The sequence below is a fragment of the Streptomyces sp. NPDC005728 genome (assembly GCF_040630895.1).
In the GTDB taxonomy this organism is placed as follows: domain Bacteria; phylum Actinomycetota; class Actinomycetes; order Streptomycetales; family Streptomycetaceae; genus Streptomyces.
In genome coordinates, this window is sequence record NZ_JBEXYL010000011.1 from 93014 (window position 1) to 117756 (window position 24743).

General features: G+C 71.4%; 22 protein-coding genes and 1 pseudogene. 20 read left to right on the plus strand and 3 right to left on the minus strand.

Annotated features, from left to right (window positions below; genetic code table 11):
* Positions 1–4: 4 nt before the first annotated feature.
* Entirely contained in the window at positions 5–1672 is a 1668-nt protein-coding gene (locus ABZ471_RS10995; protein WP_359064769.1) for a hypothetical protein, read from the minus strand.
* Between the two features lie 78 nt (positions 1673–1750).
* Positions 1751–2470, minus strand: a complete 720-nt coding sequence (locus tag ABZ471_RS11000; protein ID WP_359064771.1) for a hypothetical protein — start codon at positions 2468–2470, stop codon at positions 1751–1753.
* A 117-nt stretch (positions 2471–2587) separates the two neighbouring features.
* Between ABZ471_RS11000 and ABZ471_RS11005 the strand changes: the two are divergent.
* The 12 genes and pseudogenes from ABZ471_RS11005 (at position 2588) to ABZ471_RS11060 (ending at position 14688) form a co-directional block, all read left to right on the plus strand.
* Positions 2588–3196: pseudogene (locus ABZ471_RS11005) on the plus strand (DJ-1/PfpI family protein).
* Positions 3197–3297: 101 nt separating this feature from the next.
* Positions 3298–4164 (plus strand): GNAT family N-acetyltransferase, encoded by an 867-nt coding sequence (locus ABZ471_RS11010; protein WP_359064773.1) that lies wholly within the window; start codon positions 3298–3300, stop codon positions 4162–4164.
* A gap of 99 nt (positions 4165–4263) precedes the next feature.
* Complete coding sequence (locus ABZ471_RS11015) at positions 4264–4656, plus strand: VOC family protein (RefSeq protein WP_359064775.1); 393 nt, start codon at positions 4264–4266, stop codon at positions 4654–4656.
* A 402-nt stretch (positions 4657–5058) separates the two neighbouring features.
* Complete coding sequence (locus tag ABZ471_RS11020; RefSeq protein ID WP_359064778.1) at positions 5059–5262, plus strand: MbtH family NRPS accessory protein; 204 nt, start codon at positions 5059–5061, stop codon at positions 5260–5262.
* A 272-nt stretch (positions 5263–5534) separates the two neighbouring features.
* Positions 5535–8258, plus strand: coding sequence for a LuxR C-terminal-related transcriptional regulator (locus ABZ471_RS11025; protein WP_359064780.1), 2724 nt, complete (start codon positions 5535–5537; stop codon positions 8256–8258).
* A gap of 173 nt (positions 8259–8431) precedes the next feature.
* A complete protein-coding gene (locus ABZ471_RS11030; protein ID WP_359064782.1) occupies positions 8432–9238 on the plus strand; it encodes a 2OG-Fe dioxygenase family protein in 807 nt (268 codons plus the stop codon).
* Positions 9235–10407, plus strand: a complete 1173-nt coding sequence (locus tag ABZ471_RS11035; protein ID WP_359064784.1) for a M20/M25/M40 family metallo-hydrolase — start codon at positions 9235–9237, stop codon at positions 10405–10407. Before ABZ471_RS11030 ends, ABZ471_RS11035 begins: the two co-directional genes overlap by 4 nt.
* Entirely contained in the window at positions 10334–11215 is an 882-nt protein-coding gene (gene lysX / locus ABZ471_RS11040; RefSeq protein ID WP_359064786.1) for a lysine biosynthesis protein LysX, read from the plus strand. The genes ABZ471_RS11035 and lysX overlap by 74 nt, the downstream gene beginning before the upstream one ends.
* Positions 11212–11547: a hypothetical protein gene (locus ABZ471_RS11045; RefSeq protein ID WP_359064788.1), complete on the plus strand. Its 336-nt coding sequence runs from the start codon at positions 11212–11214 to the stop codon at positions 11545–11547. The genes lysX and ABZ471_RS11045 overlap by 4 nt, the downstream gene beginning before the upstream one ends.
* Positions 11544–12851, plus strand: coding sequence for a DegT/DnrJ/EryC1/StrS family aminotransferase (locus ABZ471_RS11050; RefSeq protein WP_359064790.1), 1308 nt, complete (start codon positions 11544–11546; stop codon positions 12849–12851). Before ABZ471_RS11045 ends, ABZ471_RS11050 begins: the two co-directional genes overlap by 4 nt.
* The gene (locus tag ABZ471_RS11055; RefSeq protein WP_359064792.1) at positions 12848–13699 is read left to right on the plus strand and encodes a transketolase; all 852 of its coding nucleotides are present in this window, start codon (positions 12848–12850) and stop codon (positions 13697–13699) included. Before ABZ471_RS11050 ends, ABZ471_RS11055 begins: the two co-directional genes overlap by 4 nt.
* Positions 13696–14688: a transketolase C-terminal domain-containing protein gene (locus ABZ471_RS11060; protein WP_359064794.1), complete on the plus strand. Its 993-nt coding sequence runs from the start codon at positions 13696–13698 to the stop codon at positions 14686–14688. The genes ABZ471_RS11055 and ABZ471_RS11060 overlap by 4 nt, the downstream gene beginning before the upstream one ends.
* A 5-nt stretch (positions 14689–14693) precedes the next feature.
* Here ABZ471_RS11060 and ABZ471_RS11065 read toward each other — a convergent pair whose 3' ends face one another.
* Positions 14694–15530 (minus strand): GNAT family N-acetyltransferase, encoded by an 837-nt coding sequence (locus ABZ471_RS11065; RefSeq protein WP_359064796.1) that lies wholly within the window; start codon positions 15528–15530, stop codon positions 14694–14696.
* 27 nt (positions 15531–15557) lie between these two features.
* Between ABZ471_RS11065 and ABZ471_RS11070 the strand changes: the two genes are divergently transcribed.
* From ABZ471_RS11070 to ABZ471_RS11105, 8 genes are read left to right on the plus strand one after another with little or no spacing between them, the layout of a single operon-like run.
* Positions 15558–16112 carry a hypothetical protein gene (locus ABZ471_RS11070; protein ID WP_359064798.1) on the plus strand — a complete coding sequence of 185 codons (555 nt, stop codon included), beginning with the start codon at positions 15558–15560 and terminating at the stop codon, positions 16110–16112.
* Positions 16102–17157: a BtrH N-terminal domain-containing protein gene (locus ABZ471_RS11075; protein ID WP_359064800.1), complete on the plus strand. Its 1056-nt coding sequence runs from the start codon at positions 16102–16104 to the stop codon at positions 17155–17157. Before ABZ471_RS11070 ends, ABZ471_RS11075 begins: the two co-directional genes overlap by 11 nt.
* Before the next feature lie 26 nt (positions 17158–17183).
* Positions 17184–17351, plus strand: a complete 168-nt coding sequence (gene lysW, locus ABZ471_RS11080; RefSeq protein WP_359064802.1) for a lysine biosynthesis protein LysW — start codon at positions 17184–17186, stop codon at positions 17349–17351.
* Positions 17348–18370 carry an N-acetyl-gamma-glutamyl-phosphate reductase gene (gene argC, locus ABZ471_RS11085; protein WP_359064804.1) on the plus strand — a complete coding sequence of 341 codons (1023 nt, stop codon included), beginning with the start codon at positions 17348–17350 and terminating at the stop codon, positions 18368–18370. Before lysW ends, argC begins: the two co-directional genes overlap by 4 nt.
* A 9-nt stretch (positions 18371–18379) precedes the next feature.
* Positions 18380–19219, plus strand: coding sequence for a [LysW]-aminoadipate kinase (locus ABZ471_RS11090; protein WP_359064806.1), 840 nt, complete (start codon positions 18380–18382; stop codon positions 19217–19219).
* A 1-nt stretch (position 19220) separates the two neighbouring features.
* Positions 19221–22496, plus strand: coding sequence for an amino acid adenylation domain-containing protein (locus tag ABZ471_RS11095; RefSeq protein WP_359064808.1), 3276 nt, complete (start codon positions 19221–19223; stop codon positions 22494–22496).
* A complete protein-coding gene (locus ABZ471_RS11100) occupies positions 22493–23656 on the plus strand; it encodes an acyl-CoA dehydrogenase family protein (protein WP_359064810.1) in 1164 nt (387 codons plus the stop codon). The genes ABZ471_RS11095 and ABZ471_RS11100 overlap by 4 nt, the downstream gene beginning before the upstream one ends.
* On the plus strand, positions 23653–24741 hold the full coding sequence (locus ABZ471_RS11105) for an acyl-CoA dehydrogenase family protein (RefSeq protein ID WP_359064812.1): 1089 nt from the start codon (positions 23653–23655) through the stop codon (positions 24739–24741). Before ABZ471_RS11100 ends, ABZ471_RS11105 begins: the two co-directional genes overlap by 4 nt.
* Positions 24742–24743: the final 2 nt, after the last annotated feature.

Sequence of the window (24743 nt, forward strand, 5' to 3'; positions counted from 1 at the left end):
AGCTTCAGGCTGCCGCGTGGCGACGGTGGCGGTGGCGGGAGGCGATGGTGACGGTGAGGGCCTCGACGGCGTCGACGGTCGCGGTGCTGAGGGCGACGGCGCGGCTGGTCGCGGCGTTGCCGGAGCCGTCGTACGTCTCGGCCAGCAGGCCGGAGCGGGCGGTGAAGGAGTCGAACACCGATCGCAGTGCTCCCGGGGCCACGGTCTCCGCTCCGGAGGCGGCGCGGGCCAGGGCGGCGAGGTGTTCGTGCAGCGGATCGGCCAGTTCGGTCAGCTCCGGCACGGTGTCCTGCGGGGCTTGCGGCAGGTGTTCACGCAGCAGGGTGGCACGTCCGGCGACCGTGGACACCTGGGTCCTGATCTGCTCCAGCTGCGCACTCGACCAGGGGCCGCGGTGCTCGGCCGGCTCGGCGTGCGACTGTTCCACCGCGGCCTCCAGGTGCTCCCTGACCTGGCGTGACCGCGCTCGCAGCTCGTCGATGGCTCCCAGGTCGGTCGCCCCGACGTCGGCGTAGCCGGTCAGCAGCTCGGGGAGCAGCCGGTCCTGCACCCGCAGCCACTCCGCGAGAAGGCCCGGCAGCCGACGGGTGGACCAGGTCGGCCAGACCAGGAAGACGAGAACGGCGAGCGCGGCGCCGACCACCGTGTCGGCGGCGCGCGCCCACGCCGCGGGCCCCGGGACCTCGGTGTGGGGTTCCAGTACATCGCCGACGCGGTCCTCGGTCGAGCGCCCGGCCAACTGCTCGGCCAGCCGCAGCCGCGCGGCCAGGTCGCGCGGGCTGCGCACGGGCGAGGCGGCCGCCCACGACTCCAGGAGGTTCCAGACCTCCTCGGGGGTGCGGTGCAGGCGGCCGGCGGCGACCGTACGCGAGATGTCGCCCAGCACCTGTGCGGCGGCCAGTGACTCCTGGCCGCCAGCTGCTGCCGTGGCGGGTGCCGTCGTCCGCACGGTCTGCAGCGCGCGGCGGACGCGCTCCGCCTCTCCCAGCAGCCCGAACATGGCTGCCGCCGCCGGCCGGCTGAACTGCGGCAGCAGCTCCAGTGCCTGCCGGGCCGCCGTGAACGGAGCGGACCGGCCCAAGGCGGGGGAGCCGGCCGCGAGCGAGGCCTCGGCGAGCGACTGGTACAGGGCCGCCAGGGCACGGCGCTGGGCGGCGAACCGCGGACCGTACGGCGGGAGCAGCTGCACCACCACGACGAGTCCGGTCCCGACCGCGATCCACCCCGCCATCACCAGCCCGCCGTGCACGTCGGGCGCGAGATCAGCTGTGATCATCAGCCCGATGACCGCGAGGCAACCCCGGATGCCGGGCGCGACGCCCAGCGTCCACCACAGCCCAGCGGCGAACGCCGAAACCGCGAGCAGCAGCAGGAACAACCAGGTGGTGCCGTGCACCAGGGCCCCCAGCACCGCCATCGTGCCGAAGGCCGCGGCCATCCCGAGCGCGTTCACCACAGGGTGGCGCAGCGGGCTCAGCAGGGTGCCGATACCGCAGATGAACGCACCGACGCCGGCCATGGACCCGGCGACCGGGTCGTCCAGCAGCCGGCCGAGGACCGTGGCGAGCAGCACGGCCAGTACGGCCCGTGCGATCGCCGGCGGGGCGGCGAAGGCCCGCTGGATGCGTAGCCCGTCCCGGCCGATCGTGATCAGCGACGACCACCAGCGCATGTCCGGGCCTCCTTGGCGGCACGGCGCGGGAGCAGCCCTCTCATCGTCTGCCGGCCCCGGCGCGGCTGCCACTCGCTGTCAGCTGAAGCGGACGTGGCTGAGGTCGATGGAAACCATGACCTGGTCCATGAGCGGGCGACCGTCGGTGTCGCGGCGGTAGGCCCGGCGTCTGGTGGGCAGCAGGATGCCGTCCGCCTCCGTGTAGTCGTGGACGTACTGTGCGGTGGCGAATCCGCCGGCCACGTCGACGTGGTAGTCGTGGCGCCGCAGGAGCCGGTCGGGACCGAAGTAGAAGTCCTGGTGGGCGCTGTGGCTGGCGATCCGGAGCGGGAAGGCGGCGCGCAGACCCGGCCAGACCTCGTCTCCCTCCCCCCACGGCTCGATGTCGGTGACCGTGAAGCCGGGCATGGCCAGCAGGAAGGGCGTGGTGAGGTAGGTCCACAACGCATAGCCGTTGAAATAGGCGCGGTCCAGCGGGTCCCAGGGTGTCTCCAGCGTGTGCCCGGAGAACGACGTCCGAGGGTCCTTGCGTTCGGCCACCACGTGCCCGTCGAGCTTTTCGATGCGCACGCGTCCGGGCGTGAAGTCGGTCTTCTGGTCGGGTGCGCCGAAGGGCTGTACCGAGGCGTGTTCCTCGTGCAGCCGGACGGTCATCGTGCGGGGCGTGGCATCCTGCGGCAGGCCCTTGACGGCGAACAGGTCGCCACCACTGACGAGGGTGGCTTGCGCCCGGGTCAGCTCCTGCCAGCGTCCGATCCCGCCATGGGCCTCGATGACCTCGGTGAGCAGATCGTTCATGATGGCTTCCTACCGTGCCATCCGTCCGTCGGCATGCCACCAGCCGCTCTTCGGCCCTCGCCCGGGAGCGGCGCGCCAGGGAGACGGGAGATCTCACGCCGACTCGAGGGAGTTGTGATGCAGGTAGCCGTGGTCACCTTCGACGGGTTCGACGAGCTGGACAGCTTCATCGCGTCCGCGCTGATCAACCGGTGCCGTAAGGACGGCCTGGAAGCCTTCATCACGACGTCGGCGCCGGTGGTCACGTCGATGAACGGCGTCTAGGTGACCGGGCAGCGCCCCATGGAGTTCGTGACCGAAGCCGACGTCGTGGTCATCGGCAGCGGGGTGAAGACGCGGGACGTGGTCGCCGACGACCGGCTGATCTCCAGGCTGCCCCTCGACCCGTCGCGACAGCTGATCGGTGCGCAGTGCTCCGGCGCGCTGGTGCTCGCCCGGCTCGGGCTGCTGGACGGCATGCCGGCGTGCACGGACATGAGGAGCCGGCCCTTTGTCGAAGCCCTCGACGTCACCGTGCTGGACGCGCCGTTCCGCGCCGAGGGGAACATCGCCACGGCGGGCGGCTGCCTGGCGTCCCAGTATCTCGCCACGTGGGTGCTCACCCGGATGTTCGGGGAGGACGCCGCGCGCGACGTCATCGGCTACGTGGCTCCGGTCGGCGAGAACGAGGAGACTGTCGAGCGCGCCCTGCGTGCCGTCCACGCGGGCGAGGTCGCACTTCCCTGACGCGCCGCAGGAAGGCGCACCGCGGGCGACTCCAGCGGGTCGGCTCCGCCGGGGAAGTTCCCGACTGTCGGAGCGCCCCCGCGTACCGCCATATTCGGCTGGTGACCAGAGAGACCCCCGCGGATCTGACCATCCGCCCCGCCCGTGCCGAGGACTACCCACAGGTGTTCTCCGCGCTCGATGCCTGGCGCGTCGGGCCGCACGACGCACGTGCTGAGGTACCGCTGCCGAGGTTCCTCTTCGAGGACTTCCTGGCGACCGGCTTTGCGGCCGAGAACGCCGACGGCGAACTCGCGGGGTTCCTGATCGGCTCCCTCTCGCAGAGCGACCGGCGCGCTGCATACGTCCACCACGCCGCCGTGGCCCCCCAGGTGCGCCGGCGGGGCGTGGCGACCGTGCTGTACGAGAGGTTCTTCGCCGCGGTCCGGGCGCACGGCCGTCACGTGGTCTGGTGCGACGCAGCCGCCGGCGCCACCGCGAAGCTCCATGAGCGGCTCGGATTCGTGCCGTCGCCGGACACGACGGCCGTCGTGCTCGACCTCGACAGCCACCCGCGGAACGGCATCGGGCGGCCGGACGCCACACCGAGTGCCGGGTGCGTGCTCCGCCTGAGAATCCTGGAGCCGGTCTTTGCTCTGGAACACCGCGCAGATCGCCGGGAGCCCGGGGACGAGTCATGGCATGCCATGGTGCAGGCGCCGGAGGGCCTCACCGTGATCGGGGAGGCGGGCCCGGGCACGCCGGAGGCCGAACGGTGGATCGGCCTGTACGACGCCGATGCCGGACACGGACTGGATGTACCGGGGCTGCTGGCCGCCGTGGTGAGCCCCCTGGCCGGCGCGGCCGTGCCGGTCTTCGTGGCCTCCACCTACCATGCGGACATGGTGCTGGTGCCGAGGTCGCTCCGGCACGAGGCGTGTGCCGCCCTGCGGGACGCCGGGCACGAGATCCTCGGTCTCGCACCCTGACCGCCGCTTTCCCGCGAAGTCCGTGAGCCGGCCTGCGACATCACGCCGCTTCGGCACTTCCGGTGGCGTCCGCCCCTTCGCTCGGAGAGGATCACCCGCATGGTTTCAACGGTGACGAACATGACAGTGGACTGTGCGAACGCATACCGACTGGCCCGCTTCTGGAGCGAGGTGACCGGGCGTCCACTCGATCCCGAGGACGAACCGGGCAGCGACGAGACGGAGATCATGCTGCCCGGCGGTCTGGCCCTGCACTTCAACGAGGTACCGGAGTCGAAGGCGGGGAAGAACCGCCTCCATCTGTGCCTGCGTCCCGACAACTCGCGGGACGCCGAGGTCGAGCGGCTGCTGGCGCTGGGCGCCTCCCTGGTCGCCGACCACCGGAAGCCCAACGGCTGGGGGTGGGTCGTGCTCGCCGACCCGGAGGGCAACGAGTTCTGTATCCTCCTGGCCGAATCCGAACGTGCCGCACTGCCCCCGATGTCCTCGTAGTCCCCACAAGGGGTGATCCTGCCTCACAGCAGGGGCCATTGCCGCGAGATTGGCCTGAACTAGCTCTTCCGTCCTTGATGTTGACAACGGGTGCTCGCTATCTCAGGATCTAAGACGGCGTCACCGGCGGGGCCTGACCAGCTCTGGGGAACGTTGCGTGAGGTGACTGGGTGGTGTGTGCCCCCGGGTTCGTGTTCCGCTCGGTTCACTTTCGCATCGGTCGATGCGTGGCTGAAAGGCGACACATATCCTCCTGGGAAAGTAATGGCACATCCTTTTGGGAGTCATTACTGTGGCCCCCATGTGCTGACCTGAATGTGATGTGCGCACAGGTGGATCGCTCACCTGGTGCAGAACCGTCGCATTGCGCGGATGGATCAATCGCCAAAACGGGGAGAAGTCGTGGCAGAGACGGGCAACGAGATCACGTACACCGTGGTGGTCAACGACGAGGAGCAGTACTCCATCTGGCCGGCGGGTCGTGAACTGCCGGACGGCTGGCGGGAGGTCGGCGTGACGGGCACGAAACAGGAGTGCCTGGCCCACGTCGAAGAGGTGTGGACCGACATGCGCCCGCTGAGTCTCCGCAACGCCATGGCCGAGTAGGGAATCGGTACGGATTTCGCTTCGCCGTTTCCGTTCAGGGAAATGGCCAGGGGATTGAGCCGCGGCCCCGCGGCGGGCCGCGGCTCGGGTCCCGTGTTTTCTTGCTCGTTCCAAGGATGAACCGCCGTCTCCCGTGTACGGGGAGACCGATGCCGCCCGTTGTTCTTCAAAGACACCTGGCCGGCCATTTGTGCGCGGTTCGACAACCTCATGACCAGAAGAGGGAAACCGAAGCAATTATTGGCAACGGGGGATCGGCATTGTCCGGCACAATGAACGGCACATGTTTCACCGGGCGGCAGCGAGAGCTGACCACTCTTGCGAAAGCCCTCCATAATCGGCACGGCCGGCCCGGACTCATCAGGATTCCGGGGGAAGCAGGTGTGGGGAAGACGCGGCTGCTGACGGAATTCCTGGACCTCGCGACGGAGATTCCGGACGTCACCGTGGTGGCCAGCACCGCCGCGGAGCGTCAGCACGGTCCATTCGACCACCTCACCTCGCTCCCGCCGCTGCACGAACTCGCGGGGCCCGGCGGGCTGGTGCTGCTGGTCGACGACCTGCACGACGCGACGCATCAGATCAACATCGCCCTGGAGCAACTGCTCCGTCATCCGCCACGAACAGACCTCACCGTCGTGCTGGCGTACCGGCCCCGGGGAATCGCGAACCGGCTGCTCGCCGCGCTCGGTGCCGCGCGGTCGCAGTGGGACATCGAGGAACTCCCGCTCGCCGGGCTCGGCAGCGAAGCCGTCGAGGAGCTGTTCCCGGAACGCCTCTGCGGCCGACACCAGATGACGCTGCATCAGGAGAGCGGCGGCAATCCACGCTGTCTGCAACTCCTGATGTCGCTCTGCCAAGGACCGGGCTGCCGTGGCGAGTCCCTGCTCAGGACCGACGCGGAGATCCCCGTCGAGCTCGCCGCCCCCATGCTGATGGACCTGGACCGGCTCTCCGACACGGCCCGGCTCGTGGCCCAGTCGGCGGCGGTCGTGGGTGACACGTTCGAACTCGAAGTGGCCTCGGCGGTCGCGGAGCTGGACCACCCGACCGTACTGGTCGCCCTCGACGAACTCCTGGCACGGGACCTGATCCAGGCGGCCATGGTGCCCGCCCGGTTCGGCTTCCGCCACCCCGTCGTCCGCGGCGTCGTCTACCGCACCGCGCCGGACGGCTGGCGGCTCGGTGCGCACGCCCGGGCCATCGACGCACTGCGCAGCCGGAACCAGCCGGCTGTCCGCATCGCCGAGCACGTGGAACGGGTCGGCGGCGAGGGGCCGGAACGGGGCGCGGTACTGATCGCCGCGGCCCGTGCCATCGAGCTGAGCGACCCGGACACCGCCGCCGCCTGGTACCGCACGGCGTTGCGGCTCACCGGCGACGGTTCCGAGCACCGTGAGCGACGACGCGAACTGCTCACCGCGCTGGCCCGCGGCGCCGTGCTGACCGGACGCCTCAGCGACGGCTGGGAGGCGCTGAGCCGGCGCGACATGCTCGCCGAGGGCAAGGCGGACGTCAGCGCCGACGCGGCCATGGCGGTCGAGTGCCACGCCGTCCTCGCCCAGTACGCCGGCCGGTACACCGAGGCGCGCGCCGTGCTGCACCGGGCACTGACCCACAGCGACTCCACGGTGGGCTCCACAAGGCTGCGGCTGGCCCTGGCGGCCACCACCGTCTGGGACACGCGATGGGAGTGGTCCGAAGACGCCCTGCTCGGAGCCGTCGGCAGCGGCGACCAGATGCTGCAGTCGCTCGCCCTCGCCATCCACGCCACGGCCGCCCTCGCCAAGGGCGCTTCGGTGACCGCCGGGCGCAGCGCCAGCGAGGCGGCACAGCTGATCGACCGCCAGACCGACGACCAGCTGGCCCACGAACTCGACGCGGTGTGGCACCTCGGCTTCGCCGAACTCCATCTCGAACGCCGTGCACAGGCCGCGCGGCACTTCAGCCGTGGCCTCGCCCTCAGCAAGGCCTACGGCCAGTGGCAGTCGACGATCCCGTTGCTCGTCGGGCTCGGCTCCGTCCACCTGCGGCAACGGCACCTCGAGAGTGCCCGGAGCCATGCCGAGCAGGCGATACGGCTGGCTCAGAGCCCGGGCTGCGAGGACCTGCTCGCGATGGCACTGACCCTGCGCGCGCAGACGGCACTGGCCGAGGGGGCCGTTCTGAACTCCCTCGCCGACAGCCGCGCCGCGTGCGAAGCGGTCACCCCGGACAGCCCCACCTGGCGCCAGGCCCGGCTGGCACAGGCCGCCGCACTGCTCGCGAACGACGATCCCGCCTGCTGCCTGGCAGCCGTCCTGGACGCCGGGGGCGGCCCCGCGCTGCCCGAACTCCCGTTGTGGGACCACCCCCGCGCCTACGACCTGATGGGCCGCTCGGAACTCGCCCTGGGCCACAGGGCCGAAGCCCGCACCTGGGTGGACCGGCTCCAGGCCGCGGCCGAGACGCTGGGACTTCCGGGCGGGGCCGGGCCGGTCGCGACGGCTCGGGCCCGGGTGGCCGACGACCCGGCCGAGGCCCTCGCCCACGCCCTGGAGGCCATCGACGCAGGCACGGCGAACGAGCAGGTGATGGAGGCCGGGACAGGACACCTGCTGGCGTCCCAGGCGCTGCTGGCCCTCGGCGCTCCCGCCGGGGCCGAGAAGCATCTCGATGCCGCGGAGGCGGCGGTCACCGGCTGCGGAGCGCGCGACCTCGCTCCACGGGTGCGGGAACTGCGGGCCGAGTTGCAGGCCGCCTCCGCCGCGACGGCAGAGCCTCAGGCCGAGCAGTACATGCTCAGCCAGCGGGAGTTCGAGATCGCACGTCTGGTCAGTCAGGGCCGGACCAACCGGCAGATCGCCCGTCAGCTCGACGTCAGTCACAAGACCGTGGAGACCCACCTCGGCAGGATCTTCACCAAGCTCAACGTCTCGTCGCGCGCCGAGATCGCGAGCATGGTCGGCCGTTCCTCGGTGATCGCGCGGCCTCGACGGAAGGCCGCCGTCCGCTGAACAGGGTCTGTGGCGGATGCCGGCACCCTGCGCCGGCATCCGCCACAGTCATGCCCGTACCCAGGGGTTTTGCGGCGACCGCACACCACTGCTGCTCCCGTCCCGGGTGACAGTCAGGGTAATGACCGACAGGTCCCGCGGCCCCGGCGATGACAGGGTGGTCGCAGACTCTGGTGGCCGTCACGACCCACAACGGGCCCGGCATCACAACAGGTTTCGATCCAGCGGAGGGATGTATGGGGGCCTTCGGCGCGGCCGCGAGCGACTTCATGGAGGAACGGATGAAGGGACTCGCGGAGGAAACGGTCCAGGAAGGCTTCGCGATCCTGCCGGGCGCACAGCTGCGCCCGCTGCTGCCGGAGAACGAGTTCATCGCGTTCGCCCGGTTCTGGTCCGACCTTCCGCTCGACACGACCCTGCACGACGGCGGACGGTACCGCCACCGCCGATACGGCCGGCTGCGTGTCGAGATCGGCGATGGCGGAACCGAGTTCGAGATCCTGCCCCACAAGACCTTCCGGCAGGACGGGATCCCGCTCTGGAAAGGCGCGGACCGGGAGTTCGCACCGGCCGCGGAAGAGGCCCTGCTGCACCCGGCGATGACCGCCCTGGTGGGCTTCGACACCGACCTGGCGCGCAGCATCACGGGGCAACGGAGCTGGGAAGTGGGAATCCACCAGATCCGTATGGTGGCCCACGCCGGTGAACACGGCCTGCCGACACCTGAGGGCCGGCACCGGGACGGGCACAACTACATCGGCATGCACCTGATCCGCCGGGACGGTTGTGTCGGCGGCGAGTCGACGGTGTACCCGGACAGCGGTGAGGCGGTGCGGCTGACCCTGACCGAACCCATGGACTCGATCTTCGTCGACGACCGGCTCGTCACCCACGAGGTCTCCCCGACCGAGGCGGTGGGCGAGACGGGAATCCGGGACATGCTGCTGGTCGACATCAACCCCTTCGGCAGCGACGCATGACCCGGCCGGCCGGCGCGGACGAGATCGAGCTGCTGCGCGCCATGGTGGCCGTCCCGTCCTTCTCGGGGCAGGAGGCGGAGCTGGCCGGTCTGCTGACCGAGCGGATGGCGGCGGCCGGCTTCGACACACACGTCGACGCGGTCGGCAACGTGCACGGTGAGGTCGGCGATCCGGACGGACCCGAGATCCTGATGCTCGGCCACATCGACACGGTCCCCGGCACCCTGCCGGTGCGACTGGACGACGACGTGCTCACCGGGCGGGGCTCGGTCGACGCCAAGGGCTCCCTGGCCACGATGATCTGTGCCGCGGCCCGGCTGGCGGACCGGATCCAGGGACGCCTGGTCGTGATCGGCGCGGTCGGGGAGGAGGCCACCTCGCACGGTGCCCGACATCTCCTGCACCGCAGCGCCCCCGACGCCCTCATCATCGGCGAACCCAGCGGCGTGCACTCCATCGGGATCGGCTACAAGGGCGTCTTCCGGTTCCGGATGGAGTTCACCCAGCCGCCGGCCCACACCAGCTCCGACCAGCCGACCGCGGCCGAGGCGGCGTTCGCCTTCTGGCAGATGCTGCGCGCGGAACTCGCCCCGGACCACGAGGACGCACCGCTGTTCGAACGCGCCCTGCCCACCCTCGTGGGGATGACCGCGGACCTGGAGCGGGCCGCGCTCGACATCTCCTGCCGGACCCCGCTCGGCTTCGACGCCCCCGCCCTGACGTCCTGGCTCGCGGCCGTGCCCGGCAGCCGGGTCACCGTGATCGAGGAGGTGCCGGCCGTGCGTGCCTCCCGTACGAACCCCGTGGTGCGGGCCCTGGGCGCGGCCCTGTCCCGCAGGGGCGCACGCCCCGTGCCCAAGCTCAAGCTCGGCACCTCCGACTGGAACGTGGTCGCGCAGTACTGGCCGGTGCCGACGGCCGCCTACGGGCCCGGCAACTCCCGGCTCTGTCACAGCGACGACGAACACATCGAGATACCCGAGTACCTGGCTGCCATCGATGTGCTGACCGATGCGCTGCCACGACTCGTCGATTCGCTGCGCTCTGCTCCGGCTCACCAGGACGCCGCGCAGACGGGAAAGGGAGCGTCAGATCGTGACCGCAGAAGCCAAGAAGCTGGCCGTCCTCACGTCGAGAGTGCGGCTGGAGGAGCGGCTGCTCCTCGCTGAGCTGCGCAAGCGGGACATCGACTTCGACCAGATCGATGTACGGAAGTTCGTGGTGCGCCTGGACAACGGGGAGCCGCTGCGGCTGCCGTACGGGGGAGCGCTCAGCAGGGAGATCTCCCACACCAGGAACCTCTACGCCGGCCGGCTCCTCGAGCACGCCGGAGTCCCGGTCGTCAACAGCTCGCAGATCATCGGTCTGTGCGGTGACAAGCTGCTCACCACGCTGGCACTGCGCGACGGCGGGCTGCCCACGATCCGCGCCCTGGCGGGACTGACACCGGACGCCGTGCTCGACGAGCTGGACGACTTCGGATACCCGGCGGTGGTCAAGCCGCTCACCGGGTCCTGGGGCCGGCTGGCCGCACGGATGCACGATCACGAGCAGGCCGAGGCGCTGCTGGAGCACCGGGCCGCGCTGTCCGGGCCGCAGCACCAGATCACCTTCGTCCAGCAGTACGTCGACAAGCCCGACCGGGACATCAAGGCCTACGTGTTCGGCGGCGAAGTCATCGGCGCGATCTACAAGGTGCGGCACGACCACTGGCGCACCAACACCGCGCGCGGAGGCCGGGCTGAGGTCTGTCCCCTCACCGACGAGCTGGTCAAGCTGCTGCAGGACACGGCCAACGCGATCGGCGAGGGCGTCCTCGGAGTGGATGTGATCGAGGACCGCGACGGCCGGTACTACGTCAACGAGGTCAACCACACGCCGGAGTTCCACGGTGCCATCGAGGTGCTCGACGTGGACCTGGTCGGCGCCTACGTCGACTACGTCCTGGGCCAGCTGAAGTTGTGGGGCGGCCGGTGAACCGGTTCGTACCGGTCCCGATCGAGGGGCCGCTGCCCTGTGCCGGGCAGCTCGTCGAGGTGCCCGAGGGGCGCTACGACTGGCTGTGCATCGAGATGAGCGCCCCGGCGGAGGCGGACACCGACGAAACGGCGTGGCTGCACTACGAGCACGGCGTCGACCCCGAGCACTTCGTGCTGCCGCCGGCCGGACCCACCCGGGTCTGGCTGCCGATACCGCGCCGACAGGCACTTCGGGCCGTACGGCTCCCGGTCGCCCCGGCCCTCACCGTCCGCACGATGGCCGCGGTCGTCTCGCGGCACAGCACTGGGAAAGCGAGGGCGAGGGCATGACCGACGCCGTCAAGCTGGCCATGTTCGGCGGCAGCCGCGTGGTCCGCAAACAGGACGTGACCAAGGAACTGGTCGGCTGGCCCGTGGTGACGGACCGGGAGCACGAAGCGCTGCGCGGGGTCCTGGACCGGGGCCTGTTCACCTCCAACGACGCCGGCCGCGGCGAGGTCAGTGCACTGCAGCAGGAATGGGCGCGGTACGTCGGCACCGCCCACTGTGCCGCGGTCGCCAACGGCACCGCGGCGCTCGAACTGTCCCTGGCGGCACTGGACATCGAGCCGGGTTCCGAAGTCCTGGTACCCGCCCTGACGTTCATCGGCACCGCGGTGCCGGTCATCCAGCGTCGCCTCGTACCGGTGTTCGTCGACATCGACCCGGTCACGTACACCATGGACCCGATCGCGGCGGAGAAGGCGGTGACCGGCCGGACCAGGGCCGTCATCGCGGTACATCTGCACGGGCTGCCCTGTGACATGGCCGCGCTGCGCGCGCTGGCCGAGCGACACGGCCTGCACCTGATCGAGGATGCGGCCCAGGCCCAGGGCGCCGCCTACCGCGGGCGGCGGACCGGCTCGATCGGCGACATCAACGCCGTGAGCCTGAACGTCGTGAAGAACCTGCCGACCTGCGGCGAGGGCGGCCTGGTGACCACCGACGACGAGGAACTGCACGAACGGGTGGTGCTGTATCGCCAGTTCGGCGAGGACCTGCGGTCCGGCAGGGAACGCGACTACATCTCACGGCTGCCGGCCGGCAACGAGAAGATGAGTGCGGTGCAGGCCGCCTTCACCCGGTGCCAGCTGAGCCGCCTGGACGTCGACTCGGCCGCCCGCGACCGGGTGGTACGGCGCTTTCTCGGCAGACTCGGCGAACTGCCCGGGGTGACGGTGCCGACCTGTCCGGAGGACCGCACGCACGCGTGGCACATCCTGCGGCTGCGCTTCGATCCGGTCGCCGCGGGCTTCCCCGTGCTGACGGCCGGCGCGTTCCGGGCGACGGTGCAGCGGGCGCTGCGTGCCGAGGGCGTTCCGGTGCAGCCCTACCAGGTGGTGCCGCTGCCGGGGCAGCCCGCCTTCCGTGACCTGGGGGTACCGATCACCTCCTACGAGGTCAGCCTGGCGGTGATCGACGACTCGGTCACCCTGCAGCGCTGGCATCTGAACCCGCGCTGCGAGCCGGTGCTCGATCTCGTCGTGCGTGCCTTCGAGAAGGTGTGGGACCGACTGGACGAACTGGCCCCTGCGGCGGCCGCGATGGACCACCGGCCGCCGTGGCACCGGGTGATGAGCGGAGCGGCCCGATGAGCGCCGGAACGGAGCGGACCGCCGTCGCGTCCGACCAGGCACTGGCCGACCGTGCCTACCGGGTGCGGGAGCACGTGCTGCGCATGGGCGCGTCCGAGCACGGTGCGCACATCGGCGGCAGCCTGTCCTGCACCGACGTCCTGGTGCACCTGTACACGGAGGTGCTGCGGCTGCGGCCCGACGAGCCCGACTGGCCCGGACGCGACCGGTTCGTGCTCAGCAAGGGACACGCCGCGCCCGCGCTGTACGCGGTGCTGGCCGAGACCGGCGTCATCGAGCCCGAGGAACTGGAGACGTACACCCAGCACGGCAGCCGCCTGGCGGGCCACCCCCTGGGCAGGCTGCCGGGGGTGGAGTTCCCCACCGGGTCGCTCGGCCACGGGCTTTCGCTGGGCGCCGGTGTCGCGCTGGCGATGCGCCGGCTCGGGCGCGACAGCCGCGCCTTCGTGCTGCTCGGCGACGGTGAACTGCAGGAAGGTTCCGTGTGGGAGGCAGCGATGCTGGCCGCCCAGTACCGGCTGGACAACCTGGTCGCGGTGGTGGACCGCAACGGTCTGCAGATCACCGGGGACACCGAGGACTGCGTCGCGCTGGAGCCGCTGGCCGAGCGATGGCGCAGCTTCGGCTGGCACGCCGTCGAGGTGGACGGTCACGACCACGTGGCGCTGCGCGCGGTGTTCGCCACTCTGCCCGCGGTGCCGGACCGTCCGACCGTGGTCATCGCCCGCACGGTCAAGGGGCGCGGTGTCGCCCTGTTCGAAGGAAAGAAGAAGAGCCACTCCGTCCAGCTCACACCGCGGCTGTACCAGCGAGCGAGGGCGGGACTGAGGGCAGGCAGGCAGTCATGAGCGAAGTGATCACCGATGTCCCCGCGGCGGCCCTGCCGGACTGGGCCGAGCGCTATGCCGTGCCCAGCAGGGAGGTCTACCGCCGCACCCTGCTCGACCTGGCCCGTCTCGATCCGCGGATCTTCTGCGTCGACTCCGACATGGGCGGTCTGGAGGACGGATTCGGACAGGAACTGCCCGACCAGTACGTCAACGTGGGCATCGCCGAGGCGAACCTGATGAGTGTGTCCGCGGGCCTGGCCCATTCCGGGCTGCTTCCCTACGCCAACACCATCTCCAGCTTCGCCGCGAGCAGGGCGGCCGAGCAGGTGAAGATCGACGTCGCCGGCAACAACCTGCCGGTCCGCATCGTCGTGACGCACGCGGGGGTGTCCGCCGGACACTACGGCCCCACGCATCACGCCCTCGAGGACATCGCGCTGATACGGCCGTTGCCACACATGACCGTCGTCGTTCCGTGCGACGCGGCCGAGACCGAGGCCGCCGTGCGGGCCACGGCCGATCTGCCGGGCCCGCTGTTCCTCCGGCTCGGCCGGGCGCGCACCCCCCTGGTCAACACGGGGCCGTACGAGTTCAGGGTCGGCGAGGCACGCCTGCTGCGGGAGGGCGACGACGTCACTCTGGTCGCCGCCGGCCCCTACCCCGTGGTGATGGCCCTGGAAGCCGCCGACCTGCTGGCCCGACAGGGCCTCAGTGCCCGTGTGTTGAACATGCACACGATCAAGCCGCTCGACACGGCGGCACTGGGGCGCGCGGCCCGGGAGACCGGGGGCCTGGTCACGGTGGAGGACCACGTGCGGGTCGGCGGGCTGGGAGCCGCCGTGTGCGAGGCGGTCGCGGAGGACCATCCGTGCCCCGTGCGTCGCATCGGGGTGCCGGACGGCTACCTCGACTTCGTCGCCGACGAGCGGAGCCTGCTGGAGCACGCCGGAGTGAGTCCGGAGCGGATCGCGGAGGCGGCTCGCGACATCGCCCGGCGGCAGGGGTGATCCCGTCACCTTCCGGCCTCGGCCTGGTGGCGCACGGCCGGACTGCGCCACCAGGCCAGCAGCTCGGGGTGGGCCTGCCGCGGTGTGCGGAAGGCGGCGATGCGGGACGCGGGCCGGTCGAAGAACACCTCGCCGCTGCCGGCCGGCTCGCCCTCGCCCACCAGGGTGCTGTGCACGAGGCGCAGGGGTGCGGCGCCGGCGGACGGCCAGAAGTCGGCTCCCAGCGAGCCGGTGGTGCCGGAGACCGGGGCTTCGTGGCCCGACAGGAGCCGGGGGCGGCAGACGGTCCCCCCGGGTGCCGCCCGCCACTCGACCAGCAGACCGGGACCGGCCGGAGCGGTGTCGTGCGCGACCGGCGTCGGCTCCGCGCGCAGCTCCCGCTCCATCCGCACCTCGGACAGCGGTTTGTCGCCGGCCGGGAAGTGCCGCACGGTGCGGTATCCGACGCGGGCGTAGAACGCCGGATTGCCCCGCTCCACCACCGCGTCGAGTGCCACCCGGGACACGCCGCACGCCCGTGCCTCGGCCTCCAGACGCCGCAGCAGCACGCGTGCCGCCCCGGTGCGCCGGCACGACGGGGAGACGGCCAGGCGCCGCACCTCCCAGACGCGCGGGGAGCTGCGCACGGCCCGCACGGTGCCCACCACCCGGCCCGAAACCTCGGCCACCCAGAGCAGTTGTCCGGCGGCGACGTCGTCCAGGAGTTCGCCGGTGTGGGACCGGGCCCCGTCGGCGGTCGGCAGACCGGGCACGAGATCGCCCGCCGCATAGGCGTCCCTGATGACCCGGGACACCGATTCGGCCAGTTTTCCCGGAACGGAACTTATGAGGTTCACGTGCATCCCCAAATAATAAGCACCGTCATAGACGTGTCGGCTGTCTGTGACAATCTCGGTATCGGAAAGCCGGAAGCCGGCGACGAATACGGCTTCAATATCTGGCGCAACACCTTCCCCACCGAGGACCTCCCCGCTCCGGGATCCTCGGTGACGGTCGGCGGCGTGGAATTCGAGTTCCCGCCGCGAGCGACCGGCAAGGGGGACAACATCCGCTGCCGCGGGCAGCTGATCAGCCTGCCGCCGGGCCACTACGACTGGTTCTACCTCCTCGGCGCGGCCGAACGGCGCACCGAGGACGAGGTGGAGCTGCACTACGCCGACGGTGCGGCGCGCACCGCATGGCTGCGGATGTCGGACTTCTGGCCCGAAACGGAGGCCTGGTTCGGTGAACCGGAGGCGTTCCGTGCGCAGGGCCTGCGCTACCCCCGGCACACCCAGCACGGGCACCGGCCCGTCATCTGGCAGCAGCGCATCCCGGTGACCGTGCCGGGGGAGCTGGTCGCACTGCGCCTGCCGGACAACCCCGCCATGCACGTGTTCGCCGTCACCGCGGTGACGGACACGGAGGTGCGCCGTGCGGGTTGAACTGGACGGGGTCCGTCCCTGGCGCCACGAACTCGGCCACTGCCTGCACACCACCGCCGGGGTGCTGATCGCCCAGCGCGGGCTGGACCCGGTGGTGGTCCTCGGTGCCGCCTGGGGGTTCCACTACCCGGGCGATCTGCGGCGCGAGGAGTACTACCTGCCGGGGTTCGCCGACTCGCTGTTCAGCGGCCTGGCGCCCTACCACGGGATCCGCTCGCGCTGGCACTCTCCGGCGGACGCCGAGCAGGGCTGGCAGGAGGTGCGCGCCGAGCTGGTCGCGGGCCGGGCCGTCGCCGTCGCCGCGGACAACTACCACCTGCCGTTCCGGCCCGCGTACCGGGACGTGCACACCAACCACCTGCTGGTGGTCCACGGGTTCGACGACGAACGGGCGGAGGTCCTCGTGGCCGACCCGGTGCCGCCGGCCTTCCAGGGTGCGATCCCGCTGGACGCCCTCACCGCCGCCCGCGACTCCGGGAATCCGGTGCGGCACGACCGCGACATGTTCTTCACCGCCAATCCCATCGGCAACCGCTGGCTGCAGGTGGACTTCCCGTCCGCGCAGCCGCCGTTCGACCCGGGCTTCGTCCGCCGGGTGATCACCGGGAACCTGCGCGGCCTCACCGCACCGGACGACGCGGGGACCTCGGGACTGGCCGGACTGTGCGGCTTCCTCGCCGGCGCGTGGGAGCGGCTGCCGGACACCGAGGAGGTGGTGGACGAGGTGTTCATCGTGGCCGGACCGGCCCTCGCGGTGACCGGCCTGCACGCCTCCTTCCTGGAGCTGGCCGGACGGCGCTTCGGCGACAGCCGTCTGCTGGAACTCTCCCGGCTCGTCGACGCGGTCGCGCACCACTGGTCGGCGCTGCGGATCGCGGTCGCCACCGCACGCTCCGACCGGGACGGTGCCGTAGCCGGCCTGCGCCTTCGCTCGAACCGGCTCGTCGCCGCTCACGAACACGCACTGGAAGCCATGGCGGACTACCTGTCAGGGGTTTCCCCTACTGTCCCCGAGCCCCCGATTTCGACAGCCTCTAGGTGTTGAATGCGTTCCCATGGGTGGAGGAATAAATGATCGTGGCCTGCCCTGAATGTGTCGCGAACGTGGAGCTCAAGGAAAAGCCCGAACTCAACGAAATCATCGAATGCGGTGATTGCGCGGGCGAACTCGAGGTCATTTCCCTCGATCCTCTGCTCGTCGCCGTGGCGCCGGAGGTCGAGGAGGACTGGGGCGAGTGATCAGTGTCGGGGTCGTCGGCGGCGCCGGCTACATCGGAGGAGAACTGCTCCGGATCCTCTCCGGACACCCGGAGGTGGACGTCACCGCGGTCACCTCGGCCCGGCTGGCCGGCCGAAGGGTGGACGGAAGCCACCCGAACCTGCGGGGCCGCGTCGACCTCACCTATGTCGCTCCGGAGCGGCTGCCCGAGTGCGACGTACTGTTCCTGACCGGCTCGATGGGCACCGACGCGGACCAGCGTCACGCGCTGGTGGCCCGGGCCAAGCATGTCTACGACCTCAGCCCGGACCTGCGCCTCACCGACCCCGACCGGTACCGGGAGTTCTACGGCGAGCATCCCGCCCCGGAACTCCTCGGGACGGCTGCCCGAGGGCTGCCCGAGGCCGACCGGTCGGCGCTGCGCACCGCCGACTCGGTCAGCGTGCCCGGTTGCATGGCCACCGCCGCCATCCTGGCCCTGCGGCCGCTGGCCGACGCCGGGCTGCTGGCACCGCGGGTCACGGTGGACGGCAGGGTCGGCTCCAGCGGATCGGGCGCCTCGGCCGGCGAGATGAACCTGCACGCCGAACGCAGCGGCGTGCTGCGGGTGTTCGCCCCGCTCAACCATCGGCACCAGGCCGAGATCGCCCAGGCGACGGGCCTGGACGTACGGATGACGGCCACCGGGGTGGACGCCGTGCGCGGAGTCCAGGTGCTCTGCCGGGCCACCGCGAGCCGTGACCTCACCGAGGCGGACATACGTGCCGCCTACCGGGCCGCCTACGCGGCAGAGCCGTTCGTCCGCGTCGTCACCTACAAGCGCGGCAACTACCGGCTGCCCGAGCCGAAGATCCTGATCGGCTCCAACTACTGCGACGTCGGCTTCGCACTGGATCCCGCCGACGGCCAGCTGCTCCTGGTCGGCGCACTCGACAACCTGGTCAAGGGCGGCGCCGGGAACGCCGTGCAGTGCCTGAACATCCGGATGGGCTGGGACGAGTCGCTGGGGCTCGACTTCCCCGGACTGCACCCGGCATGAGGTGGTTCGATGACTGACGAGATCACGGTGGTCAAGTGCGGCGGCGGGCTCTCCCACGCCCATGAGGCCATCTGCCGCGACCTGGCACGCCTTCCGGCCGGCCGCACGGTCCTGGTGCACGGCGGGGCGGTCGAGCTCGACCGGCTCGCCGACCGGCTCGGCGTACCGCAGCGCCGGCTGACCACGCCGAGCGGCTCGTCCAGCCGCTACACCGACCCAGACACCCTCGAGGTGCTGCTGATGGCGCTGGTGGGAAAGGTCAAGCCCGCGCTGGTGGCCGCGCTGGCCCGGCACGGCGCCCGGCCGGTCGGACTGACCGGGATGGACGCGCGGTTGGTGACGGCCAAGCGCACGTCCGCGCACCGTGCCGTCCTGGGCGGGCGCACCGTCGTCGTCCGTGACGACCACAGCGGCCGTATCCGGGACGTCGACCCCACCGTGCTGGTCACCCTGCTGGAGGCGGGCTGTCTGCCCGTCGTCTCCCCGCCCGCCCTCGGCGCCGACGGGCCGGTCAACGTGGACGCGGACCGGGTGGCGGCGGCGATCGCCGGTGCGCTGGCCCGCACCCGTCCGGTGCGGCTCGTGCTGCTGACCAGCGCGCCGGGCGTGCTGCGCGATCCCGCGGACGAGAGTTCCCTGGTGCCGGCGATCGAGCTGTCGGACGAGCCGGTCACCGAGGCGGCGGTACACGGCGGCATGACCGCGAAGCTGCAGGCCGCCCGTGAGGCGCTGGAGGCCGGGGTGGGCGCGGTGGTGATCGCCGACGGCCGCGTCCCCGACCCGGTGAGCGCCGCCCTCGACGGCGTCGGCACCACGGTCAGGTTCACCGCAACGCTCGGGAGTCTGTGACATGTCCAATCCAGCGAACAACGGCGGGAAGAGCCTCGCGGAGACCCGTAAGAACCTGCTCGCCCTGCGCGCACGCCAGCGCGCCGGCGTGCGGGGGACCGGCGAGCGCGTGGTCCCGGTGGCCCGCGACCGTGAGCTGCCGCTGTCGTTCACCCAGCAACGACTGTGGTTCCTCGACCAGCTGGACCCCGGAAAGGCGATCTACAACGCCCCGATCGTCCTGTCGCTCCGTGCCGACCTCGACGAGCCGGCGCTGGGCAGGGCGCTGAACGCGCTGGTCGACCGGCACGAGATCCTGCGCACCCGCTACCCCCTGCGCGACGGCGTGCCCTACCAGGACATCGCAGAGCCCCAGGGCGCCGTGCCGTTCCCCGTGACGGACCTGACGGGCGCCGCCGACGAAGAGGTCAGGGGTTTCCTGCTCGGCCTGGTCCAGGAGCCGTTCGACCTGGAGAAGGGCCCGGTGCTCCGCGCCCATCTGGTGCGGACCGCGGAGCGCGCGTACGTGCTCGTCCTGGCCCTGCACCACATCGCCAGCGACGGATGGTCCCTGCCCGTCCTCGTCGGCGAGTTGTTCCACCTCTACGAGGCGGAGCACACAGGGACGCCGGCCCAGCTGCCCGAACTGACCGTGCAGTACGCGGACTACGCCGTCTGGCAACGGGGCCGGATCACCGGAGCCGTCCTCGACGAACACCTGGCGTACTGGAAGGGCAGGCTCGCCGGCCTGCCGACCCTGGACCTGCCGACGGACCGGCCCCGCCCGCCCGTCCCCTCCGGGGCCGGTGCCACCACGGACCGGCTGCTGCCGCCGGACCTGCGCACCGCCCTCAACCAGCTGGCCCGGACCGAGCGGGTGACGCTGCTAACCGTGGTGCTGTCCGCGTTCATGGCCCTGTGCGATCGCTACACCGGCCAGGACGACATCGTCCTCGGATCGGTGTTCTCGGGCCGCGAGCGCCCCGAGGTCGAGCCGCTGATCGGCTTCTTCGCCAACACGGTGGTGCTGCGCTGCTCCACGGCCGGCGACCCGACGTTCCGTGAACTCCTCGCCCGGGCCAACGAGGCCGTCCTCGGCGCTCACTTCCATCAGGAGCTGCCGTTCGGCCGGCTGGTCGACGAGCTGCGCCCCGAACGTGATCCGAGCCGCAACCCGCTGTTCCAGACGTCCTTCACACTCCAGCACGCGGGCGTGGAGTCGGCCCGGATCGCGGATGTCGAGGTCGCCGCATATCCCGCGGACGGCGACACCGCCCGGTTCGATCTCGCGGTCCAGCTCACCGAGGTTCCCGACGGCCTGCGGCTGTGGGCGGAGTACTCCACCGATCTCTACGACGCAGACCGGGTGGAGCGGCTCTTCGGGCACTACGAGCGGATCCTGTCGGCCGTGGCCGCCGACCCGGACCTTCCGCTGAGCCGGCTGCCCATGCTCACCGAGCCGGAGCACGAACGACTGACCGGGACGAGCGGCAACCCCGCCCCCGAACCGGGCGGAAGCCTGCACGAACTGTTCGAGTCGGTGGTGGACCGGTCGCCCGACGCCGAAGCCACCTCCTTCGCCGGTCGCCGCCGCACCTACCGTGAACTGGACCAGGACGCCAACCGGCTGGCGTGGGCCCTGCGCCGGGCCGGCACGGGTCCCGAGACCGTGGTGGCCGTCCTGCTCGACCGCGGCCCCGAGCTGCCCGCGGCCTTCCTCGGCATCCAGAAGGCGGGCGGCGCCTACCTGCCTCTCGACCCCGATCACCCGGCCGCCCGCTGGGAGAGCGTCCTGACCGAGGCACGCTGCACGACCGTGCTGACCACGCGCGACCTGGCCAGGCTGCTCCCGGCCGGTGTCACCGCCGTCTGCGTGGACGATCCCGCCCTCGACGAGCAGCCCACCGAGCGGCCGCACGTCGGCGTGCGACCGGACAACCTCGCCTACCTGATCTTCACGTCCGGCTCCACCGGGAAGCCCAAGGGCGTCCAGGTCGAGCACCGGAGCATCGTCAACTTCACCCGGGCGAGCATCGACATGTTCGCTCTCGGAGCGGGCGACCGGGTGCTGCAGTTCGCCAACCCGGCCTACGACGTCAGCCTGTTCGACTTCTTCAGCTGCCTGTGTTCCGGAGCCGCGCTCGTGCAGGCGCCCAAGTCGACCCTGCTGGATCCCGGCCGCCTGGCCGAGCTGATGCGCACGGAGCGGGTCACGGTCACCGATCTGCCGCCGGCCGTCCTCGGACTGCTGGACGAGGACACCTTCCCCGACCTGCGCGCCCTGTTCGTGGGGCTCGAGGCGTTCCCGGGCGAGCTGGTGAACCGCTGGAACATCCCGGGGCGCGAGTTCCACAACGGGTACGGCCCGACCGAGGCCACCGTGGCCTGCATCGACTACCTCTGCCCCGACGGCACGTACGCCACCATGCCGCCGATCGGCACTCCCATGGCGAACTACCAGGCCCACGTCGTGGACCGGTACGGCAACCCGGTGCCGGACGGCGTCCCCGGCGAGCTGCTCGTCGGCGGCGTCGGAGTCGCCCGCGGATACGCCCACCAACCCGGTCTCACCGCCGAGCGCTTCGTGCCCGACCCCTTCGGCGCCCCGGGAGCCAGGCTGTACCGCACCGGGGACCTCGTGGTCCGGCGGAGCGACGGCAACCTCGTCTTCCTCGGCCGGGTGGACAACCAGATCAAGATCCGAGGACTGCGCGTCGAACCCGGCGAGATCGAGCACGCGGTGCAGAGCCACGACGCCGTCGACGAGGCCGTGGTGATCGCCTCGGGATCCGGTGCCGACGCCCGCCTGGTGTGCTACGTGACCGTCACCGCAGGCCGGCAGGTCACGCCCGAGGAGTTGCGGCGGCATCTGACCGGACGGCTGCCCGCCCACCTGGTCCCCGCGACCTTCGTGGAACTGCCCGAGCTGCCCCGGGCGAGCAGCGGGAAGCTGGACCGCACGCGGCTGCCCGAACCCGGTACGGCCGCCGTCCGCAGGGCCGTACCGCCCAGCACCCGGACCGAGCTGATGCTCGCCGAGATCTGGCGTGAGCTGCTCGACGGGACGCTCGAGATCGACGTGAACGACAGCTTCTTCGCGGTCGGCGGCAACTCGCTCAAGGTGACCCAGCTGGCCTCCCGGATCCGCACGGCGTTCGGTGTGGAGGTGGAGCTGCGGGAGCTGTTCGTCCGGACCACCATCGCCGAACTCGCCGAACTCGTGGAGACGAGCGAGCTGGAGGAGACGTCCGACGACGAACTGTCGGCGATGCTCGCCCACCTGGAGGAGACCCCGTGACGAGCTCCGCACCACCGGCCGCCCTCGACCACGACACCTTCCGGCAGGAGGTGCGCCGGTTCTTCCGCGGCCCCGAGGCCCGGCGCACCCTCGCGGCCGTCGCCGGACACCGGCCCGACGAGGAGGCCGCGCGTCTCGACCTCTACCGGCTGCTCGGCGAGCGCGGATGGCTGGCCCCGAACTGGCCGGTCGCCTACGGCGGCCTCGGCCTCGGCGCGCCGGAGGCGGCGGTGGTCACCGAGGAGATGACGCTGGCCGGAGTGCCCGACGACGTACACGTCCTGAGCATCGACATCGTCGGCATGTTCCTGCTCAAGGCCGGCACCGAGGAACAGCAGCGCCGGTATCTGCCCGGACTCGCCCGCGGCGAGCAGACCGCCAGCGTGCTGTTCACGGAACCCGAGGCGGGCTCCGACCTGTCCGCGCTGCGTACCCGGGCAGAGCGCGACGGCGACGGCTGGCGGCTGTACGGCACCAAGGTCTTCAACATGAAGACCCAGTTCGCCGACTTCTCGCTGTGCGCCGCCCGCACCACCGACGGGGCGGTCGGCATGCACGGGATCACCCTGTTCCTGCTGCCGGCAAGGTCCCCCGGCGTGCACGTCGAACCGGTGCCGAGCATCCAGAACGACCGCTTCAACCTGGTGGTGATCGACGGAGTACGGCTCACCGCGGCGGACGTCGTCGGCACCGTCGACGAGGGCTGGTGGCAGCTCAACGAACTGCTCCAGCTCGAGCGCACCGGCATCGACTTCCACGGCAAGGCACGACGGCTGCTCGATCTGATCATCCGGCGGGCCGCCGAGACGGGACGGCTCACCGATCCGGCGTACGCCCTGCAACTGGTCGAACTGGACGCCAGGTTGCGGGCCGCCCGCTCCCTGGCCTGGGAGATGGTCGGCAACCTGGCCGCCGACCGCGCCGACCCGGTCACCTCGGCGATGTCGAAGTGGTACGCGAGTGAGCAGTTCCGGCCCATCCTGCGCGCCGGCATGGAGCTGGAGGGCGCCGGCGGTGTGCTCTCCGCCTGGGACGGGGAAGCGCCCGCCCAGGGGCTGCTGGAAGCCAACTACCGCCTCGGACCCGCCCACCGCCTGGCGTCGGGCACCTCCGAGATCATGCTCTATCTCATCGCGACCAACGGACTGGGTCTGCTGTGAACGTCGCCGAACTCTTCCACGAGGAACTCAACCCGGTCCTGCGTCGGCTCGGAGCCCGGGCCAAGGGAGCCGGGCCGGTACCGCCGGACGAGGAGGACACCGAGGTCCGCCGGGGCGTGTGGTCCACCCTCGCCGAACTCGACGGCCTGCGCCCGGCGCTGCCGCCCCGGCTCGGGGGACCGGCCGACGCCATGGCGCGCCGGGTGCACGCGGCCGAGCTGATGGGACCCGCGCTCTATCAGAGCCCGTACCTGGACACGATGATCGCGGCCGACCTGCTGGCGGCCGACGGCCGTCATGACACGCTGCTCGCCTCGATCGCGTCGGGGGAGCGGACCTGCGCGCTCGCCGTCCGGGAACAGGCCGCGGACGAGCCGGGTGTGCCCGTGTCCCTCGTGCTCGACCGGGGACGCGGCCTGGTCAGCGGTACCCGGCGCTTCGTCGCCTTCGCCGCCGAGGCGGACCACCTGCTGGTGATCGGAGCGGACGGACACGCGCTGGTGCCCGCCGACGAGCCCGGCGTGCGCCTCCACCGCCAGGACGACATCGGGCGCGGGGACCTCTACCGGGCCACCCTCGACGGCGTGGCAGCGGTCACCGACGGACTGATCCCCGCGGGGCCGCACTACCCTGCCGCCCTGGCCCGCGGGCGGCTCCAGCAGGCCGCCTATCTGACCGGTCTGACCCGCGGCGCGCTGGAACTCACGGTCGACAGGCTGCAGCAGCGCTCGGCCTTCGACCGCCCGCTGGCCAAGCAGCAGGCGCCCGCCTTCCGGCTCGCCGCCCTGGCCGCCGAGGCCACCGCCGTGAGCAGCATGGTGCACGCGGTGGCCTCCGACGCGGACAGCGGCGCGGACATCCGGCTGACCGCCGCGCAGGCCCTCTTCCTCGCCGCCGACCTGGCCCGCGAGGCCACGGCGGAGGCGGTACACCTGCACGGCGCCGCCGGACTCACGGAGGAGTACGACGTCTCCGTGTTCTACCGGTGCGCCGCCGTGGACTCCGTGCGGCTCGGCAGCCCGACCCAACTGCGCCTGGAAGCGGCCCGGTTGCTGGCCGCGGCGCACGACCCGACCTCGGAGTGACC

What these genes read in the sequence shown, in the direction of transcription:
- ABZ471_RS10995 (WP_359064769.1), bottom strand. Translation starts at nt 1,672, where the DNA reads ATGCGCTGGTGGTCGTCGCTGATCACGATCGGCCGGGACGGGCTACGC.
- ABZ471_RS11000 (WP_359064771.1), bottom strand. Translation starts at nt 2,470, where the DNA reads ATGAACGATCTGCTCACCGAGGTCATCGAGGCCCATGGCGGGATCGGA.
- ABZ471_RS11015 (WP_359064775.1), top strand. Translation starts at nt 4,264, where the DNA reads ATGGTTTCAACGGTGACGAACATGACAGTGGACTGTGCGAACGCATAC.
- ABZ471_RS11025 (WP_359064780.1), top strand. Translation starts at nt 5,535, where the DNA reads ATGAACGGCACATGTTTCACCGGGCGGCAGCGAGAGCTGACCACTCTT.
- ABZ471_RS11035 (WP_359064784.1), top strand. Translation starts at nt 9,235, where the DNA reads ATGACCCGGCCGGCCGGCGCGGACGAGATCGAGCTGCTGCGCGCCATG.
- ABZ471_RS11050 (WP_359064790.1), top strand. Translation starts at nt 11,544, where the DNA reads ATGACCGACGCCGTCAAGCTGGCCATGTTCGGCGGCAGCCGCGTGGTC.
- ABZ471_RS11055 (WP_359064792.1), top strand. Translation starts at nt 12,848, where the DNA reads ATGAGCGCCGGAACGGAGCGGACCGCCGTCGCGTCCGACCAGGCACTG.
- ABZ471_RS11060 (WP_359064794.1), top strand. Translation starts at nt 13,696, where the DNA reads ATGAGCGAAGTGATCACCGATGTCCCCGCGGCGGCCCTGCCGGACTGG.
- ABZ471_RS11065 (WP_359064796.1), bottom strand. Translation starts at nt 15,530, where the DNA reads ATGCACGTGAACCTCATAAGTTCCGTTCCGGGAAAACTGGCCGAATCG.
- lysW (WP_359064802.1), top strand. Translation starts at nt 17,184, where the DNA reads ATGATCGTGGCCTGCCCTGAATGTGTCGCGAACGTGGAGCTCAAGGAA.
- ABZ471_RS11090 (WP_359064806.1), top strand. Translation starts at nt 18,380, where the DNA reads ATGACTGACGAGATCACGGTGGTCAAGTGCGGCGGCGGGCTCTCCCAC.
- ABZ471_RS11095 (WP_359064808.1), top strand. Translation starts at nt 19,221, where the DNA reads ATGTCCAATCCAGCGAACAACGGCGGGAAGAGCCTCGCGGAGACCCGT.